This is a genomic window from Psychrobacter piscatorii, from assembly GCF_043641605.1.
In the GTDB taxonomy this organism is placed as follows: domain Bacteria; phylum Pseudomonadota; class Gammaproteobacteria; order Pseudomonadales; family Moraxellaceae; genus Psychrobacter; species Psychrobacter piscatorii_C.
In genome coordinates this window covers 66,243-82,996 of sequence record NZ_JBHZRK010000004.1, presented here as the reverse complement: position 1 = coordinate 82,996, position 16,754 = coordinate 66,243, and the positions used below count along the sequence as shown (strand labels likewise).

General features: G+C 44.0%; 13 protein-coding genes. 8 read left to right on the top strand and 5 right to left on the bottom strand.

Annotated features, from left to right (window positions below):
* Positions 1–17 precede the first annotated feature (17 nt).
* The 3 genes from ACHUET_RS05240 to ACHUET_RS05230 all read left to right on the top strand — a co-directional run bounded on the left by ACHUET_RS05240 (position 18) and on the right by ACHUET_RS05230 (position 4,263).
* Entirely contained in the window at positions 18–1,871 is a 1,854-nt protein-coding gene (locus ACHUET_RS05240) for an ABC transporter ATP-binding protein (protein WP_394211245.1), read from the top strand.
* Positions 1,872–1,942: 71 nt separating this feature from the next.
* Positions 1,943–2,569 (top strand): GNAT family N-acetyltransferase, encoded by a 627-nt coding sequence (locus ACHUET_RS05235; protein ID WP_394211243.1) that lies wholly within the window; start codon positions 1,943–1,945, stop codon positions 2,567–2,569.
* Between the two features lie 152 nt (positions 2,570–2,721).
* The gene (locus ACHUET_RS05230; RefSeq protein ID WP_394211241.1) at positions 2,722–4,263 is read left to right on the top strand and encodes a bifunctional 2-methylcitrate dehydratase/aconitate hydratase; all 1,542 of its coding nucleotides are present in this window, start codon (positions 2,722–2,724) and stop codon (positions 4,261–4,263) included.
* 33 nt (positions 4,264–4,296) lie between these two features.
* On the opposite strand, the gene ACHUET_RS05225 is transcribed toward ACHUET_RS05230, so the two are convergent.
* On the bottom strand, positions 4,297–5,088 hold the full coding sequence (locus ACHUET_RS05225) for an SDR family oxidoreductase (protein WP_394211239.1): 792 nt from the start codon (positions 5,086–5,088) through the stop codon (positions 4,297–4,299).
* A 203-nt stretch (positions 5,089–5,291) separates the two neighbouring features.
* Between ACHUET_RS05225 and ACHUET_RS05220 the strand changes: the two genes are divergently transcribed.
* The 3 genes from ACHUET_RS05220 to ACHUET_RS05210 all read left to right on the top strand — a co-directional run bounded on the left by ACHUET_RS05220 (position 5,292) and on the right by ACHUET_RS05210 (position 9,579).
* Positions 5,292–6,668 (top strand): DUF2868 domain-containing protein, encoded by a 1,377-nt coding sequence (locus ACHUET_RS05220; RefSeq protein WP_394211237.1) that lies wholly within the window; start codon positions 5,292–5,294, stop codon positions 6,666–6,668.
* Between the two features lie 122 nt (positions 6,669–6,790).
* Positions 6,791–7,765, top strand: coding sequence for a sterol desaturase family protein (locus tag ACHUET_RS05215; RefSeq protein WP_394211236.1), 975 nt, complete (start codon positions 6,791–6,793; stop codon positions 7,763–7,765).
* Between the two features lie 128 nt (positions 7,766–7,893).
* Positions 7,894–9,579, top strand: a complete 1,686-nt coding sequence (locus ACHUET_RS05210) for a DUF3482 domain-containing protein (RefSeq protein ID WP_394211234.1) — start codon at positions 7,894–7,896, stop codon at positions 9,577–9,579.
* A 30-nt stretch (positions 9,580–9,609) separates the two neighbouring features.
* Here the strand turns inward: ACHUET_RS05210 and ACHUET_RS05205 are convergent, their stop codons facing one another.
* The 3 genes from ACHUET_RS05205 to ACHUET_RS05195 form a co-directional block, all read right to left on the bottom strand.
* A complete protein-coding gene (locus tag ACHUET_RS05205; RefSeq protein WP_394211232.1) occupies positions 9,610–10,635 on the bottom strand; it encodes an ArsA family ATPase in 1,026 nt (341 codons plus the stop codon).
* A 52-nt stretch (positions 10,636–10,687) separates the two neighbouring features.
* Positions 10,688–10,990 (bottom strand): cory-CC-star protein, encoded by a 303-nt coding sequence (locus tag ACHUET_RS05200; protein ID WP_394211230.1) that lies wholly within the window; start codon positions 10,988–10,990, stop codon positions 10,688–10,690.
* 115 nt (positions 10,991–11,105) lie between these two features.
* Positions 11,106–12,788: a carbon starvation CstA family protein gene (locus tag ACHUET_RS05195; protein WP_394211228.1), complete on the bottom strand. Its 1,683-nt coding sequence runs from the start codon at positions 12,786–12,788 to the stop codon at positions 11,106–11,108.
* Between the two features lie 307 nt (positions 12,789–13,095).
* Here ACHUET_RS05195 and ACHUET_RS05190 point away from each other — a divergent pair, with 307 nt between their 5' ends.
* Both ACHUET_RS05190 and ACHUET_RS05185 read left to right on the top strand, forming a co-directional pair.
* Entirely contained in the window at positions 13,096–13,764 is a 669-nt protein-coding gene (locus ACHUET_RS05190; protein ID WP_238038328.1) for a hypothetical protein, read from the top strand.
* 92 nt (positions 13,765–13,856) lie between these two features.
* A complete protein-coding gene (locus ACHUET_RS05185; protein ID WP_290176904.1) occupies positions 13,857–14,420 on the top strand; it encodes a hypoxanthine-guanine phosphoribosyltransferase in 564 nt (187 codons plus the stop codon).
* A gap of 89 nt (positions 14,421–14,509) precedes the next feature.
* Here the strand turns inward: ACHUET_RS05185 and recD are convergent, their stop codons facing one another.
* Positions 14,510–16,702 carry an exodeoxyribonuclease V subunit alpha gene (recD, locus tag ACHUET_RS05180; RefSeq protein WP_394211225.1) on the bottom strand — a complete coding sequence of 731 codons (2,193 nt, stop codon included), beginning with the start codon at positions 16,700–16,702 and terminating at the stop codon, positions 14,510–14,512.
* Between the last annotated feature and the right edge of the window lie 52 nt (positions 16,703–16,754).

Genomic DNA, 16,754 nt, shown 5'->3' with positions numbered 1-16,754 from the left:
ATTTTTGATAGAGTGTTATGCCAACATCTCCCCAACCCCGCCGTGTACAACTAGACAAAAAACCACCAGTCGAGAAGAAAGAACGGCGGGCGCTACTGTGGGATATCCTCAAAAAACTGGCGGTATTTGCCGGGCCTTACCGCCTATTGATCATTGCCACCTTAGCGCTGACTGCCCTAGGCTCCTTTACCGCGCAGGTCAATGCGTTTGTACTGCGCTATACGGTCGATACTTTAACTGAGATTGCCACGCTTGCCGAGCCTTGGGAAGCTGGCATACGTATGCTGATGATTATCAGTGCGGTGTTATTGACCAAAGAGATACTGTCGATATTTATCTCTTTTGGTCAGCGTTTCTTTGGTGAAAAGATTCGCATCAATCTGTCGCGAGATTTATCACAGCGCATCATTGAGCGTATTCTCACTTATCGGATGGCATTTTATACCAGTAGTGAAAATGACAGCGGCAAATTGCAAACCCGTATTGATTATGGGGTCAGCAGTCTCACGAGCCTCGTACAAAACTTCTTTATCGATATGCTGCCACTATTTGCCAATGCGATCGTGGCGCTTATCATCATGTTTTCGACCAATTTTTGGGTCGGCATGGTTGGTCTTGTCATCATACCCATTTACTTTTTTATCAGCCAAAAACAGGCAAAGCGACTGCAAGGATTTCGTCGGCAGATGCGCGGGTTTCGCGAGGCCAAAAGCGGTTTGGTAATCTCTTTGATCAATTCGATCAGCGTGGTGAAATCCTTTGTTCGTGAATCTATCGAAGCTGAGAAGCATTTAACCATTCAAAAGGAAATGACCGATAATCAGCTGCGTATTCGCAGTATTGGCTTTGTTTATGATGCCATCAAAACCTTTATTGAGCAGATTGGCGTCGTGGTTATTATCCTTCTCACGGCTTATTTTGTGCTACAAGGTGAGATGACCATTGGTATGATTTTGTTTCATGTCATGCTGTTTCAAAACGTCGCCGCCCCTATCCGACAGCTGCATCGCATCTATGATCAAATAAATAATGCATTGACCTATGCCGAAGGGTTTTTTGATATCTTAGAAGATGATAAACAAGTTGAAAACATTGCTGGTATCAGTAGCGACAACCTAAAGGGTCATATCGAGCTTAAAAACGTTGATTTTACCTATCCGAACGGCACACAAGCGCTCAAAGACGTCAGCTTTACCATCAAGCCCAACCGTATCACCGCGTTGGTTGGCCTTTCAGGCGCTGGCAAGAGCACCATAATCAATCTATTGGTCAAATTTTATGCGCCAGACGCTGGTACGATCTGCCTAGATGGGCACGATTTGGCTGACTGTGATACTCACGAGTTGCGTCAGCGCATCGGTCTGGTATTACAAAGCAATCATATTTTTTCGGGTACGATCAGTGAAAATATTCGCTATGGCGATATGAATGCTAGCATTGATGACATCATTGTAGCGGCAAAAAAAGCTTCGATACATGAACAAATTGTCGCCTTGACAGACGGTTACGAGAGTACTGCCAAGTCCCTATCAGGCGGTCAGCAGCAGCGGATTGCGCTGGCAAGGATGTTTTTAAAAGATCCGCCGATTGTGTTTTTGGATGAGCCGACCGCCAGTCTCGATGCCATCGCCAGTCAGCAAGTCAAAAAGAGCCTAGATTTGATCAAAAAAGACCGCACCGTCATCATGGTCTCGCACAATATTGCTCAGATTATCGATGCCGATGATTTGGTGGTCATAGAAAATGGTGAAGTGGTCGAGACAGGTACCCATGAAGTGCTTTATGCGCAGCGCGGCAAGTATTTTGAGATATTCAGTGCCATGTCTGATAGCTTAAATTTAGACAAAATCAGCCAAACGCTAAAGGGTTAGTCATGGTTAATGACTGCCTAAATCGTTATAATGCCCCTATTTTACCGCCTATTGCCAGAAGCTAGACCATTATGAATTGTGAATTTTCTATCAAAACCTTTGACGAGCTGACCTCAGTTGACCTTTACCATATTCTAAAAGCACGCTCGCAAGTGTTCGTCGTCGAACAAAACTGTGCCTATCAAGATATGGATGAGGTCGATTTTGATTGCTTGCATTTGATTGCCCATCAAAACGCAGCGTTAGTGGGCTATTGCCGCATTGTCCCGCCCGAATTCAATAAGCTAAAATCCAATCTGTCGGTCGCCGACCCTGCGATCAAGACCAACCATACTGCCATGCCTGCTATCGGTAGAGTGCTTGTGCTATCAGAGCACAGAGGTGATGGCCTAGCACGCCAAATAATGACTCAGGCTATTGCTCATTGCCGCAAAAAGTACGGTAAAAAGCGTCCGATTATTATCTCGGCACAGGCTTACCTGCTTAGTTTTTATGAGTCTTTGGGTTTTGTGCCTGAAGGTGAGCATTATCTCGAGGACAATATCGAGCATGTAAAAATGGTGCTATATGTCGCTAAGAAAAACAAAGTAAGAAAAGAAAGTGTGGATACTGCGTCAACCACGACCAAAGTTTTAAGCTTCCTGCTGTTTATTATAGCAGCGCTGTTCATTTTAGGTCTGTTGTATTTGATGATTTAACCGGCCTACAAAGTTTTACTTCTTAACACAATTCAGTCTGGTTGTTCCATATTGAGTATGCTACTTTTGAATGATAATCGCTTTAAGAGGATGACTGCGAGCATGGGTCAACAAAGCGAAAAGTTAGCACACTCAAGGAAGAGGAAACAACCATGTCAAATACCAATTCAGATACAGGCCATTCAAATACGAATGAGGCAACGGTAGAGAGCAATATTCGTCCAGAATATGACGATGAAATCCAAAAAATCGCCGATTATGTACTCAATTATTCCATAGATAACGAGTCACCAAATCCCACTGATGCGTGGAATACTGCGCGCCACTGTCTCATGGATACCATCGGCTGCGGACTACTGGCATTGCGCTTCCCTGAGTGTACCAAGCACTTAGGGCCTGATTGCCCTGATCAAATAACGCCGCATGGCGCTCGCGTCCCTGGCACATCCTATAGACTAGACCCCATCAAAGCCGCTTTTGACATCGGCTGTATGGTGCGCTGGCTTGACTATAATGATACGTGGCTTGCTGCTGAATGGGGACATCCTTCTGATAATCTGGGCGGTATCTTAGCGGTCGCAGACTATATCAGTCAAAAAAATATCAGCCAAGGGCAAGCACCATTGACCATGAGAGCTGTGCTTGAAGCCATGATAATGGCGCATGAGATTCAAGGTGTGATGGCACTCGAAAACTCATTCAACCGTGTGGGTCTTGATCATGTGTTTTTGGTCAAATTGGCATCAACTGCGGTGGTTGCCAAGCTGTATCGGCTGCCACGCGAGCGCATCATGGCAGCTATCTCACAAGCCATCGTCGATGGTCAGGCACTGCGTACCTATCGTCATGCACCCAACGCGGGCAGCCGAAAATCATGGGCGGCAGGTGATGCAACCAGCCGTGCGGTACGTCTGGTAGATATCACCGCGCGTGGTGAAATGGGTATCCCCGGCGCACTAACTGCACCGCAGTGGGGATTCTATGATGTGCTATTTAGCCATACCAATAAAGATCTCGCCACAAAGTCTGAAGACGATCGTCGCTTTAAATTCCAGCGAGATTTCGGTAGCTATGTGATGGAAAACATCTTATTTAAAATAAGCTTTCCTGCTGAGTTTCATGCGCAGACTGCTTGTGAAGCGGCGGTTATTTTGCACCCACATGTGAAAGGTCGAATTGATGATATTGAAAAAATTGTCCTAACCACCCATGATTCAGCGATTCGCATCATCTCAAAGGAAGGCGCGCTTGCCAATCCCGCCGATCGAGATCACTGCTTACAATATATGGTGGCTGTTCCCTTATTGACAGGCGATCTGATGGCGGAGAACTATGAAGATGATTATCACGAAGAGCATTTATCAATCGATGAGCTACGCGAAAAAATGGTAGTAGAAGAAAACGCGCAGTATTCAAAAGACTACCATGACCCCAGTAAGCGCTCTATTGCCAATGCTATTCAGGTATTATTTACAGATGGCAGTAGCACAGAAAAAGTTGCCATTGAATATCCTATCGGTCATAAACGCCGCCGCGCCGAAGGCATTCCCATACTTGAGGCAAAGTTCCGTGCCAGTCTGGCCACCCGATTTATCGAAAGTCGTTGTCAGCAGATCATCGAGCTGTGTGACGATCAAGAAAAATTGGAGCAAACGCCAGTGAACGAGTTTATGGACTTATTTATGGCTTACTAACCACTTAGGGCGTGTCACCATTTACCACACCTACTACCAAGGGATTGACTCTCCAGCCCAATCGACAAAACTGCCTGATTGGGCAGCCGTCATCCCTGATAGCACTTCCAATAAACATTCAGCGCTATATGCTGGCGAGAATAGATGTCCTTCAGCGACATTACCTTGGAACGGCGCGGACAGTTGGGTATTCACGGTGCCCGGTTGCATAACGACTACGCACACCTCTTTGAGTGATCGGCCCCATTCGATACTCAAGTTTTTCATCCCCATATTGAGCGCCGCTTTGCTCATTCTATAGCTATACCAACCGCCAAGTTGATTGTCAGTGATGCTACCGACGCGGGCTGATATGGTCGCAAAAATCGCTGGATGCTCAGCGCTGCGTTCAGCTTTGGCAAGCAACGGTTTGATATGCTTGGCTATGAGCAAGCTTGCTAGTGCATTGATTTGCATATTTTGCAGAAAAAACTCTGTTTCAATCTGCCTTAAGGCCTTTTCTGGTTGCGCAGTCTCTGTATGTAGTAATCCCACGCAGTTGATCACCCAATCTACATGACCCACTGTCTGCTTGATGCTGTCGGCCGCTTTTATGATGCTGTCCTCATCACTGATATTCATGGGTAACCAGTGTAAATTTTCTGCTTCAAAGTTTGGCTCACTGCGATGATAAGTGGCGAATACTTGTGTGCTATGACTTTTAGCAGATGCGCCGTCAGTTTGATCGGCAGCTGACTCTTGTACCAGTTGCTTGACCATAGCCTGACCAATACCACCCGTTCCGCCGATGATAAGATAGGTTTTATTATTCATGTCGTTATTCATATGCCACCTTCCCTTTTTTATACAGCTCTTAGCACGTGTTGGTTTGTCTATTCATTTTGGCTGATTTTACGAGCGTTTGCTATGATAAAAATAATAGACATTATTCTCATTCTATATACGCTACAATAATTTTTAGCGATTAAACCCACGTTTTTTGCTTTCCATTACTTATATTGACGTTCTTATACGGATATCAGCGCCTTATGCTATCACCCCAAGACCAACTGACCGAGCTGGTACGTGCCTTAGAGACTGATCAGCACGTCTTTGCCACTGACCCGTTACTAATCACAGAAAAGCTACAGAGTGAGGATGGCACGCCTATCCAAAAGCTGCATCGACGGGCCTCACGGATAGATAGCAATGGTGCACTTGCGCGGGTGCTGGGCAAAATAGACGGTCGCATCAAAGGCATCATGATTGTCATGAGCGTGGTGTGGTGTATTTCGGGATTTTTGGGATTGTTTACGCTATTGCAGTCTAATGTGGTGAACTTTTTTTATGTATTGGTTTGCTTGCTTGGTTTTCATACTATTATGCTTGGTGGCTGGCTGGTGATGACACTTATCAATCGAGACCAGCAAGCGCCCAGCTGGTTTGCCAGCTTTGTCAGTCCAAGCTATCTCATACGCGGTAAAGACGATGTGACCAAGGCGGCCGTCGATCTGTATGAGCGCCAATTACAGCACAGCGGTATGCGTTGGTATTTGGGCAGATTTAGCCATCAGCTGTGGCTGGCGACATTGACCGGTATGCTACTTGCGATTATATTTTTATTGATCGTACGTCAGTATAGCTTTAGCTGGGAATCGACCCTACTATCTGATCAGGCGCTGGTGAGCTTAACGCAAATACTCGGCTGGCTACCAAGCATGGTTGGTTTTGATGTGCCGGATAGTACAGCGATTGCACAAAGCAGGCTGGTAACAGAAGCGATGCCACTGTCTGTCGCTCGGCAGTGGGCAGGATTGCTAGTCGGTAGCTTGCTGATGTACGGTATTGTCCCGCGTGCGATAGCGTGGGTATTTTGTGCATTAATGTTCCGCCGCAAAAAGATGCGGTTAGATATCAAGCAACCGTATTACCAAAAGATAATAAATTTTTGGCAGCGCCATGTGGTTGATGCAGATGATTTTACGGAAACGCCCGCACCTGTCGCGCCCAAAGCAGCGGTGAGCGCAGGCAAGAAACTGGTCGCCTTGCTTGAATATCCTTCAAATCAGGATAAATGGTGGCAGTCAGGGTTAGATGATAGCCAAAATTTTGAACCATCAGAAGATATTGAGAATTTTGGTATTGTGGATGATCGTGAGGATATGGCACGTCTCAAAGATTACTTGGATAAGCATCCAGTACAAGTACTACTGGGTATTCATAGCAAGGCATTGCCTGACCGCGGGACGCTACGCAAACTCGATCAAATCGCTGCTCATGCAAAAAATGGACTGATTGTACAACTGCTTAGTGATGCTGATTTAACACTTGAAGATGAACCGGTAGACAAGCAAACAGTCCGCTATCAGCAGTGGCAGACAGCGCTCTCTGCGCGAAAAATTGGCTTGGTGGATATCGATTCTTAAAGTTTTTGAATGCGATACTTAATAATAATTATTTTTATAAAAGGAACAAAATAAACCAGTAATATAGAAAAGTGGTTATCTTTTGGATAACAAGGATGTTTTATAGTGGCTAGGAGCCAAATATGTCAACAGACAACACCCTCTTAACATCAGGTGAGTATGGTCCGATATTGGATGGTTACAAAGAGGCGTTAAACCAAAGTATCTTAACGGCTGCGCCAGAGTCGTGGCAGCCAATGCTGGCAAGTATCTTACCTGCTCACTGGCAAGAATGGCTGTTACCGCTGGCTGGTGGCCCATTTTTCTTATTGTTTTTGGCAGAGTGGTTTTATCAGTCTAAGCGTGGCAAAGGTGAAAGTTTCAGCTGGCGCCGTGCGATGACCAATTTTAGCTTGGGCGGCTCTTATCTCGGGTTTGAATTGATTGTCCAAGCACTTATTGTACTGCCTATTTGCTTGTGGTTATATCAATACCGACTATTCACTATTGAGGTGACATGGCTGACAGCCATACCCATATTCATCGCCGTTGAGTTCAGCTATTACTGGTTTCACCGTGCCTCACACCGTATGACTTGGTTTTGGTCAGCGCATGTCGTGCACCATTCAGATGATAAGATGAATCTATCCACCGCGATGCGCCAAAGCCTGCTGTACTCGGTGACAGGCTGGTGGTTGTTCTTCGTTCCATTAATGCTGCTGGGTGTGCATCCTGTATGGGTGTTTTTCTTTTATGCGTTAGATTTAATTTATCAGTTCTTTATCCATACCGAAACCGTTGGGAAATTTCCAAAATGGGTTGAGTATATCTTTGACACCCCATCCAATCACCGCGCCCATCATGGCACCAATAGTGAATATATTGACCAAAATTATGGCGGCGTTCTTATTATTTTTGATCGCTGGTTTGGCACTTATGTAGAAGAAGACACCGTCAACAACCCCGTCAAATATGGTGCCGTTGGTGAGACCAGTCACGATAATATTATTGGTCTGATATTTGGGGTGTTTTACCGAATGTGGCAACGGTTTTTTCGTGCTAAGGGTATTAAGAAAAAAATTAAGGTACTGCTGCGCCCACCTACGGCAATCTCATAGCGTATCATGAATACATAAAATACAGTTTACGATATGGACACTACGCATCCATAACCAACACGCGACCAGATTTGTTTTACAATAAATGGCTACAGTGCTTTGATCATCAATAACAATAAGACGCTACTATGAATAATGACAATAAAAAAGAAAATCATGAGCATCACAAGCCTGCAGGTCTTTTTGCAGATAAAGCGTTGCCTAGTGACTCAAATAATAACGCCAATACCTCGCAATCACCAGCCGCTCAGTCGAAAATGACTCATGATAATCAATCTATATCAACTGAATCAGTACCACCAGCTGCAACCACAAAGGTGACGAAAAAAACCATCGCCAGTGGTGAGGCGCTAAAATTGGCAGTGGTAGGTCACACCAATACCGGTAAGACCTCCATATTGCGGACGTTATTGCGTGATGTCTATTTTGGTGAAGTCAAAAATGAAGCGGCGACCACACGTCATGTCGAGCAAGCACAGCTGACAGACAGTCAAACAGGGGAAGTGCTGGTAGCATTATACGACACACCTGGCCTAGAGGACGCATCAGGACTCATGGACTGGTTGGAGGACAATACTGCCAGTCGCCGTGATGGTATTGAGCGCTTGCAGCAATTTTTGGCATCAGATATCGCTCAAGGTGCAGATAGCGGTGTTCTAGACAGCTATGACTATAGCCAAGAAGCAAAAGTGATTCGTCAGCTGCTGGCAAGCGACATGGCCATCTATGTGGTAGACGCTCGTGAGCCAGTATTGGGCAAGTATAAAGATGAGCTAGCGATTTTATCGTGGGCTGCCATTCCGGTGATGCCTGTCTTTAACTTTACCGACAGTCAGAATGCCAATATTGATGACTGGCAAACCATGCTGGCAAGACGCAACCTACATATCTCCACACGTTTTGATTCAGTCGCTTTTGAATTTGAAGATGAGATGCATCTTTGGCAAAATCTAGCGACTATGCTCACTCATCCTGAGATGCTTGAGCAATTGATGCAGCGCCGGACTGAAGATTGGGCGCTGTTGTATGACGAGGCCAATATCATTATTGCTGACTTTTTATTGAATGTTGCTTCTTTTGTACGCGAGATCAATGAAGATGACGACCCGATGCCTGTATTAGAACAAATGCAAGAAGCGGTTAGACAAAGTGAGCGTGCGATGCAGCACAATTTACTTAATTTGTATAAATTCTATGATAATGCAGTCGCGGCAACACCACTTGAGCTACAAGCCTACCAACAAGATCCTTTCGACCCTGAGTTGCTCAAGAGCTATGGTATCCGTACCACTTCTGGTGCAGCCGCAGGCGCGCTGTTAGGGTTGGGTATTGATGCAGCAGCGCTAGGTACGACACTGGGCTTGGGTGCAGCTATAGGTGGTATCGCGGGCGGGTTACTATCTAATACTAGTAGTATTGCAGATAGGATCACTGGGGTAAAACGCTTATATATCGATCCTGCGACGTTGACATTGTTAGCAACGCGAGCGATAGACTTACTCACTGCCCTACGCCATCGCGGCCATGCTGCTACTGATGCCACTCAACTACTATACAAAGGAGAGAAAAGTAGCCTTGATACATCGTCAAATGATGGCAGTTACCATAATAGTAGCAATGACAATGCCGATGAAGATAACAATCCAATCACCGTATGGCCTGCGAATAAATTGCCCAGTGAGTTAAAAAAGGCTCGCGGCAAACCGCAATGGTCATCACTTAGCAGTGGTAAGTCTGAACAGGCGCAGCTGCTGCGTGCAGATATGGCATGGTCGCTGTCGGGCAAGTTACAGTCCTACAAGCGTGAGTCTTAATTATTTACTGCCCTATTGTTTACTATACATCTAGCCTAGCAATGTACTCAATGCCTCTATGCCGCGTATATCTGTCTGTTGAAGATAAATCGGATACAGCGGATATTTAGAAAAATTTTCTTCAATATCCTGCATCAACTGCTGCTGGCGCTCAGCACGGCGGCGCCAAAACTCATCTGACTGAGTGGGTGCTATCAACTGATTGATGACTATTGCTGCTGGCGTGAGCTTGCTATCCTCTAGCTGGTCGATAGCCCGTTTAGTCTCAGCTAATGGTAATACATCGGCAGTCATAACCAATACAATCGCCGTTTGTGTACGATCATGCAGCAGTATTCCTGCTTGGCGAAACAGCTCTTTACGCTTTTCTAGCACCGATACTGCTTGCTCCCAGCGATCAGACTTTTTTGCGGCAAACGGATTTGCCACATCGTTCTTTTGAGCGCTATCCGTTTGACCGCTTTTTTGATTGTGACTGTCCAAATGTGTCGCTACTGAGCGCAGCTTAGCCTGCCTACGCTGCTGAGCAAGTAGTCCATCTGTCCATGCACCCATCATCTCTGGTAGTACTAGCAACCGCAAGGTATGTCCTGTTGGTGCAGTATCAAAGATAATATGTTCATAGCCTGCATCTGCCGCTTCGACTAAATGGTGACACATGGATTCGAGCATCGCCGCTTCTTGGGCGCCGGGTGCTGATTTTGAGAGTCGCAGGTGCTCACGAATTTTGGGTATCATATCTGGATTGGCATAGGATTTAATCGTACGCTCAACTTGAGCAAAATGCTCGTCAACGATCACATCAGGATTTAGCTCAATCGCATCTAAATAAGGTGAGATTGCTGTTTTTGCATTATTAAGCTGGGTATTTAGTACATCGCCCAAGCTGTGTGCTGGATCCGTTGAGACAATCAGCGTCTTTTGCTGCTGGCTTGCGTAATAGCTGGCAAGAGCAGCGGCAGTAGTGGTTTTTCCCACACCGCCCTTACCACCGATAAATATAATCGGTTGTGTTTTTAGTTGTTCTACTAATGTATGTAGAGGATGTAATGCCATATATTTATCTCATTTCTTATATTATTCTTATTTTTTAATCATCAACAGACCATTAGCAGCAGCCAACATGGTCAAATGGGCATCTATCCATACCCATACGTGTATGCCACTCATGGAAGTTTTCTAAAAATAATGGTTGTAACTCCAAGGTATAAAAGCTGGCAGGATTATCAATGCCTAAGCTCTCAGCAAACATAAGCAGCATAAAAAAATCTTCTTCATCACGAGCAGCGCGTGCCATCGTTTGGCGATAAGGTGCATGATAAAACTCATTCAATCCAGCCATAAATCGTTGCCACCATGGTTGGACGTTTTCAGTTACTTCTCGCTCGTTTGACGTACTATTATTGTCCATAATTTACTCATCCCTTTTCCTGTTTTTCTTATCTATCATGCCTATATGATACAAAAAACGCCAGCAATTGCTGCTAGCGTTTTTGAGTTGATAAATATTTAATATGGTTTAGCGTCTAAATGTTATCGCTTTTGCCTTTATGTATCGACCACTCTTTACGTAGTACCGATAGACTCTCAAACGTCACCAAGATCGTTGCGATTAAGATAATGATATCCATAATGATCAGCAACCAATTACCATCAGTAAAGAAGGTTTTTAGCTGGATCAATAGTGCAAATACTGTCATGACCAGTAAGAACGTCAATGGTGCTAAAGTGTACCAAACTGGTTTGCCTTTACGTAACAAAATAACCGTTACGATCATTAGTGTTAACGCCGCCATTAACTGGTTAGTCGTACCAAATAGTGGCCAGATAATCATACCACCAGCACCATCAATACCACCGGCACCAAACGCCAACAGCAAGCAGCTGCCGACAGCGAGTAACGTTGCAACCACACTCTTATTGAGGACTGGTAGGTTATAAAACTCACCGAACTCTTGGAAAATATAGCGTTGCAGGCGTACACCAGTATCCATAGTGGTACCTGCAAACAAGGCAGCCATGACCGTAAGCATCGTCTGTGATAGTACCATGTCGATACCAACACCTGCGTTTAATATGGTCGCACCACCATCAATAAAGGCACCGATAGAACCGTCGCCAAATTTTTGATAGACCGCTTGCCAATCACCAAGGGTAGCAAAACCTGCGGTTGCCGCCAGAATCGCGCCGAGTGCCAGCATACCTTCGCCTAGCGCACCAAAATAACCAACGAAACGCGCGTCTTCTTCTTTATCAATCTGCTTAGACGTCGTCCCTGTCGCAACCAATCCGTGGAATCCTGATATCGCCCCACAAGCAATCGTCACAAACAACAGCGGCATCAGTGATGGCGTGCCAACTGGCAGTGCTGTGTTTATTGCTGGCGCGACAATATTTGGCGTGCCGATAAAGATAGCTGCGTACAATAAAATCAAACCAACAAATAACTGTAAACCATTAATATAATCGCGAGGTTGAAGCAGCATCCATACGGGCAACAACGAAGCAATCGCCGCATAGGCGAATAAAATAAGAATCCATACAGCGTTATCAGGTAAGCCCATCACGGTCTCAGGTAACACAATCGGGAACATAGGACCAAGATAGATCAGCCCATATAAAGCGCTTACCCCGATAATAGATACCCAAACCAAATTCATCTTGTAGCGATAAATACATTGACCGATGATAAAGGCAACCACCAAGGCGCCCCAAACAGGCAATACAGCGGATGGCGTTTTGATCATCATATTAGCAATAGCAACACCAAATACCGCGTTAACCATCAATAGTAATAAGAAAATCACAACCATCATCAAGCTGCGGACACGTGTGCCCATGACCGTACCCGCAATAGAGCCAATCGATTGACCTCTATTACGCATACTTGCCCAAATGGCCGACATATCATGTACACCAGCCATAAAAATCGTTCCCAAAACCACCCAAATGATGGCAGGCACCCAGCCCCAAATAACCGCAATGGCAGGACCAATAATCGGTGCAGCGCCTGCCACCGAGGTAAAATGGTGCCCCCATAGTACATATTTATTTGTAGGAACGTAATCGACCCCATCTTTCATCGTATGCGCTGGCGTGGGACGACTGTTATCTAATGCTAAAATTTTGGTAGCAATGAATTTTGAGTAAAACACGTAGCCACAAAGCATAGCAGCAACGCCGAATATCAGTACAATAGCACTATTCATCTTATCTCTCCCTAGACAAGTAGTAGGTAGTCTTATAAGTTCAAGCTTTTTAAATCAGAATATAAAAAATATGCTAAATTAGTGTGCAGCGAGTCATTCATATAACCCGACCCGTCACCGAATAAATTGTAAAAATCATGTGAGATGAATATTAGCCAACAAATTTTTGCATTACACAATAACGGTGCGTCACCAAGTAGCATATAGCGTGGTGAATCTTTGTTTAAAATTCTGGTTAAATGGTAACCGATTTCACGACAAATGTAACGCAAGTAAGACATGAAAAACAACAAATAAAGGAAGCACAATGGCACATTATTTTGGATTCGTACCTTCAGATAAATTAAAAGTATTAATCAGCGAGGCCGAACAAGTCGTTGCTTCAAATGAGCAAGTAGATTATTACCCTTACCGCGACGCGCTCACTCATCAGACAGCTCGTGATCTAACGGACAATTTATTGGTTGGTTTGGTAGAGATTATTCCAAACCCTGAACGGCAAGCCGCGATGCGTAAAATCGTCACCATGATAGAGCGCTCAACCGATACCCTGCTTAATATCTTACTTGGTAAAGAAAGTAACGAAGAAGTACTTCCAAGCTTTCACTTTCTAAAAGACCAGGCAACTTTTATTGATAATGAAGGTGTCAAACGTATTGGCTTTAAATTGTCAGAAACAGATGCTAGAACTATCGTCGAAGGCTTTGCTGCTATCACACCAGAGCATGTAGATAGAGCCAAGTTTAAAACAGCGCTCGAAACCATGAACGAAGCGACATTGACCCACTTCGTCAGCCGCTACGCTGAAACGTTAAAACTAGGTATGATCAAACGCAAGTCAGTGCCAGTTGCCAAGTCTGCAATTGATAAAGGGATGAATATGGCGCTTAACAAACTACTCCCTGATCTACCAAATGACTCGCTCAATCGTTTGGCGAATTATTACCGTCCATTTATCATTGAAAAACCAGAGTAATTGCTAAATTTTGACCAAATGGTCATATAACATTGGGAAAATTTACCAAAACTTGTTAAAATACTTGGCATTTTTCACCAAAGGTGCGCCCGATGACCCAAATCAGCAATCAAGAAATCGAAAAAACATTACGTAACTCAGAGTGCCTAATCAGCAGTATAGAAGTAGCGGCTGCTTATGAGCGTTTGGCTGCTCAGCTCAACCTACACTATGCTGGTCTGAACCCAATTGTGATGGTTGTTATGAACGGTGGATTAATTCCAGCTGGTCAACTATTGACGCATCTTACTTTCTACCATCGTATGCATTATATCCATGCGACACGCTATCGTGACAATGAAGGTACTAACGATCTTGATTGGAAATTCAAGCCTGATGTGAGTATCGAAGGCGAGCATGTCTTGTTGATTGATGATATTTTTGATGAAGGCATCACTCTAAAGGCTGTTGTCGAGGAACTAAATAAAGAAAAACCATTATCTCTCGAGTCTTGTGTGCTGCTGAACAAGCAGCATGACCGCAAAGTTGCCGACTTTGATGTTGATTTCGTCGGTATTAATGTCGCAGATCGTTACGTCTATGGCTGCGGTATGGATTTCCATGGTTACTTGCGTCACCTGCCAGGTATCTATGCTATCAAAGAAGATAAGGTTTAAGTCTTACCTCTAAGTGACTAACAATATCTAAGCACAAAAAAAAGCATCCAAATCAGATGCTTTTTTTGTGCGCAGAATAATCATAAATCCTAAAACTGTAGGGACAAACCAGTATGTCTTTCAGTCGGTGTTTGAACTGCCTTTTCAAAAGCGTGTTTTGTACTGTATATCGTTACCTGTTTTTTGGCGCGAGTCACCGCTGTGTAAATAAGCTCTTTGCTCAATAACCTTGCATGACTATCATCAAACGTAATCGCGACATGATCAAATTCAGACCCCTGCGACTTATGAATCGTCATAGCGTATGCTGTAGCGACTACTTCCTCGTTGAGTAGATTGACCGTAATTCCTTGGGTCTTATTTTCAAAAAACACCTCCAATTGGTTTCGTTCATCTGATGTTTGTAAGCAGAAACCAATATCACCATTAAATAACCCCAATTCATAGTTATTCTGCAAAATCATGATAGGACGACCATGGAACCACGTATTTTGACCTAATGGCAGCTTTAGCTCAGCAAGATGCCATTGGGTGAGATAATTATTGATGTAATGATCGCCCCACTCACCATTATGGCCAGCAGTTAATACTCTGAATTCACTAAATATTTCCATCAATAATGCAATAGTACTTTTTATTGATTCTGGCATAGACTTTCTGATCGGATCTTCCAGCAGATTTTTAACTTCCTCTATATATGACTGGTAACCCTGCGAGATTCTCGAAATATTTTTATCTTTGCTTAGGCTATTTTTTATCTGATTGCTTGGTACAGATTCTACTTGCAACGTATTAACGTATTGGAAACTCAAGGCATCGTCTTGCCTTAATAATTGCCAAATAGTTTGAGGGTTTGTCTCTGCTCTATTGATTTGAGTAGCCAGCTTGCTAATACCTGAGTCCGCACCAAATCGACGGCTCTCAGTCAGCTCCGCATGAATGAGTTGTAGAGATGGTATACGGCATAAATCCGCCAATACTGCGCCTGCATCGACTGCCGCCAACTGATTAGCGTCTCCTAACAATATAAGTCTTGCCCCTGGTTTTACTGCACTCACCAAGTAATTAGCCAACTCAACTCCTAGCATTGATGCTTCATCAACAATGATAATATCTTCGCCAAGTGGATTATCGGCATTGTAACGAGGTCTACCCGTCCGCCCAATACCTAGCAAACGGTGAATGGTTTTGGCTTCTTGCAGCTGTAAATCAATACCCGCTGTATCCAAAGCAGCCTGCAAAGACTCTTGCATACGCTGTGCAGCCTTACCAGTCGGCGCTGCTAGTGCTAGACTCGCACTATCCGTACTAAATATAATATTTTCAGAACCCTCCCCTCCACTCTCTGTCGCTTGTTGCAGTGCTATAACTAACTGAGCAACGGTGTATGTTTTACCTGTCCCTGGACCACCGGTAATGATACTAAACGCGTTGTTATTAGCGACATTAATCGCTTTTATTTGATTTTCGTGAAGACTTTCAGGTATGGCTATTGGTAAAGGACTTACTTTTTGATTCAAGATATTGTTAATATTTTTTGCCAAATTAAATTCGGCTTGCCATGCTCGATGTAGCCAAAAAGTAATGGAGTTTGTCGAATTTCTATTGTTAGTTACTTTGTAAATGATAGGTTGACTATTACTACTTAGGCTATTTTCTTCATTGTTACTATTAGTGTTAGCCTTAACCTCAGCAAACAAATCATGCTTATTAACTAGGTTCATAAAAAAAGTAAAATCGGTATTTTTCAGTAGCTGAAATACCTTTGCTATCGTATCAAAACGCTTGGTTAGCATGTCCTTTTCATGATTACTTAGCGCCAACTGCATCCATAGCTGATCCCGCTTATCAAATAATGTGCTTAGCAATACAAATATCGACGTTTCGGCAGTAGATTGATCTTCTGGTTGAGTATTCGATTTAGTATCTATGAGCGCAAAGATTGGCATTGCTAGCATCTCTAATAACTGTTTCTGCCAAGTGTATAGTGTGACTGACTCATTATTGATTTCACCTTGCAATACCTCTTCATGTTCAGAGGACTCAATGGTCAGTACGGTATGGCCCTCTTCTAAATGAGTCGCTAACATCATGAACAATGCGTTAAATAAATAACCGTCTTCTGTCTTGTCTACCTGTTTGCTCTCATTACTCGCCTTTGAATGCGTCGCGTCGTACGCTATACGCGTTTGCTCACGGCGTAGCAAAATATAATCACTGATATTACTGGCCCAGCTTTCTTGTAAGCCCATTGCTGCACTGCTTTTACTATTATTGCTCATTGTATATTTGTCTCTATTTTGACCTAGTTGATCTTTTTAGAATCTTTGATTA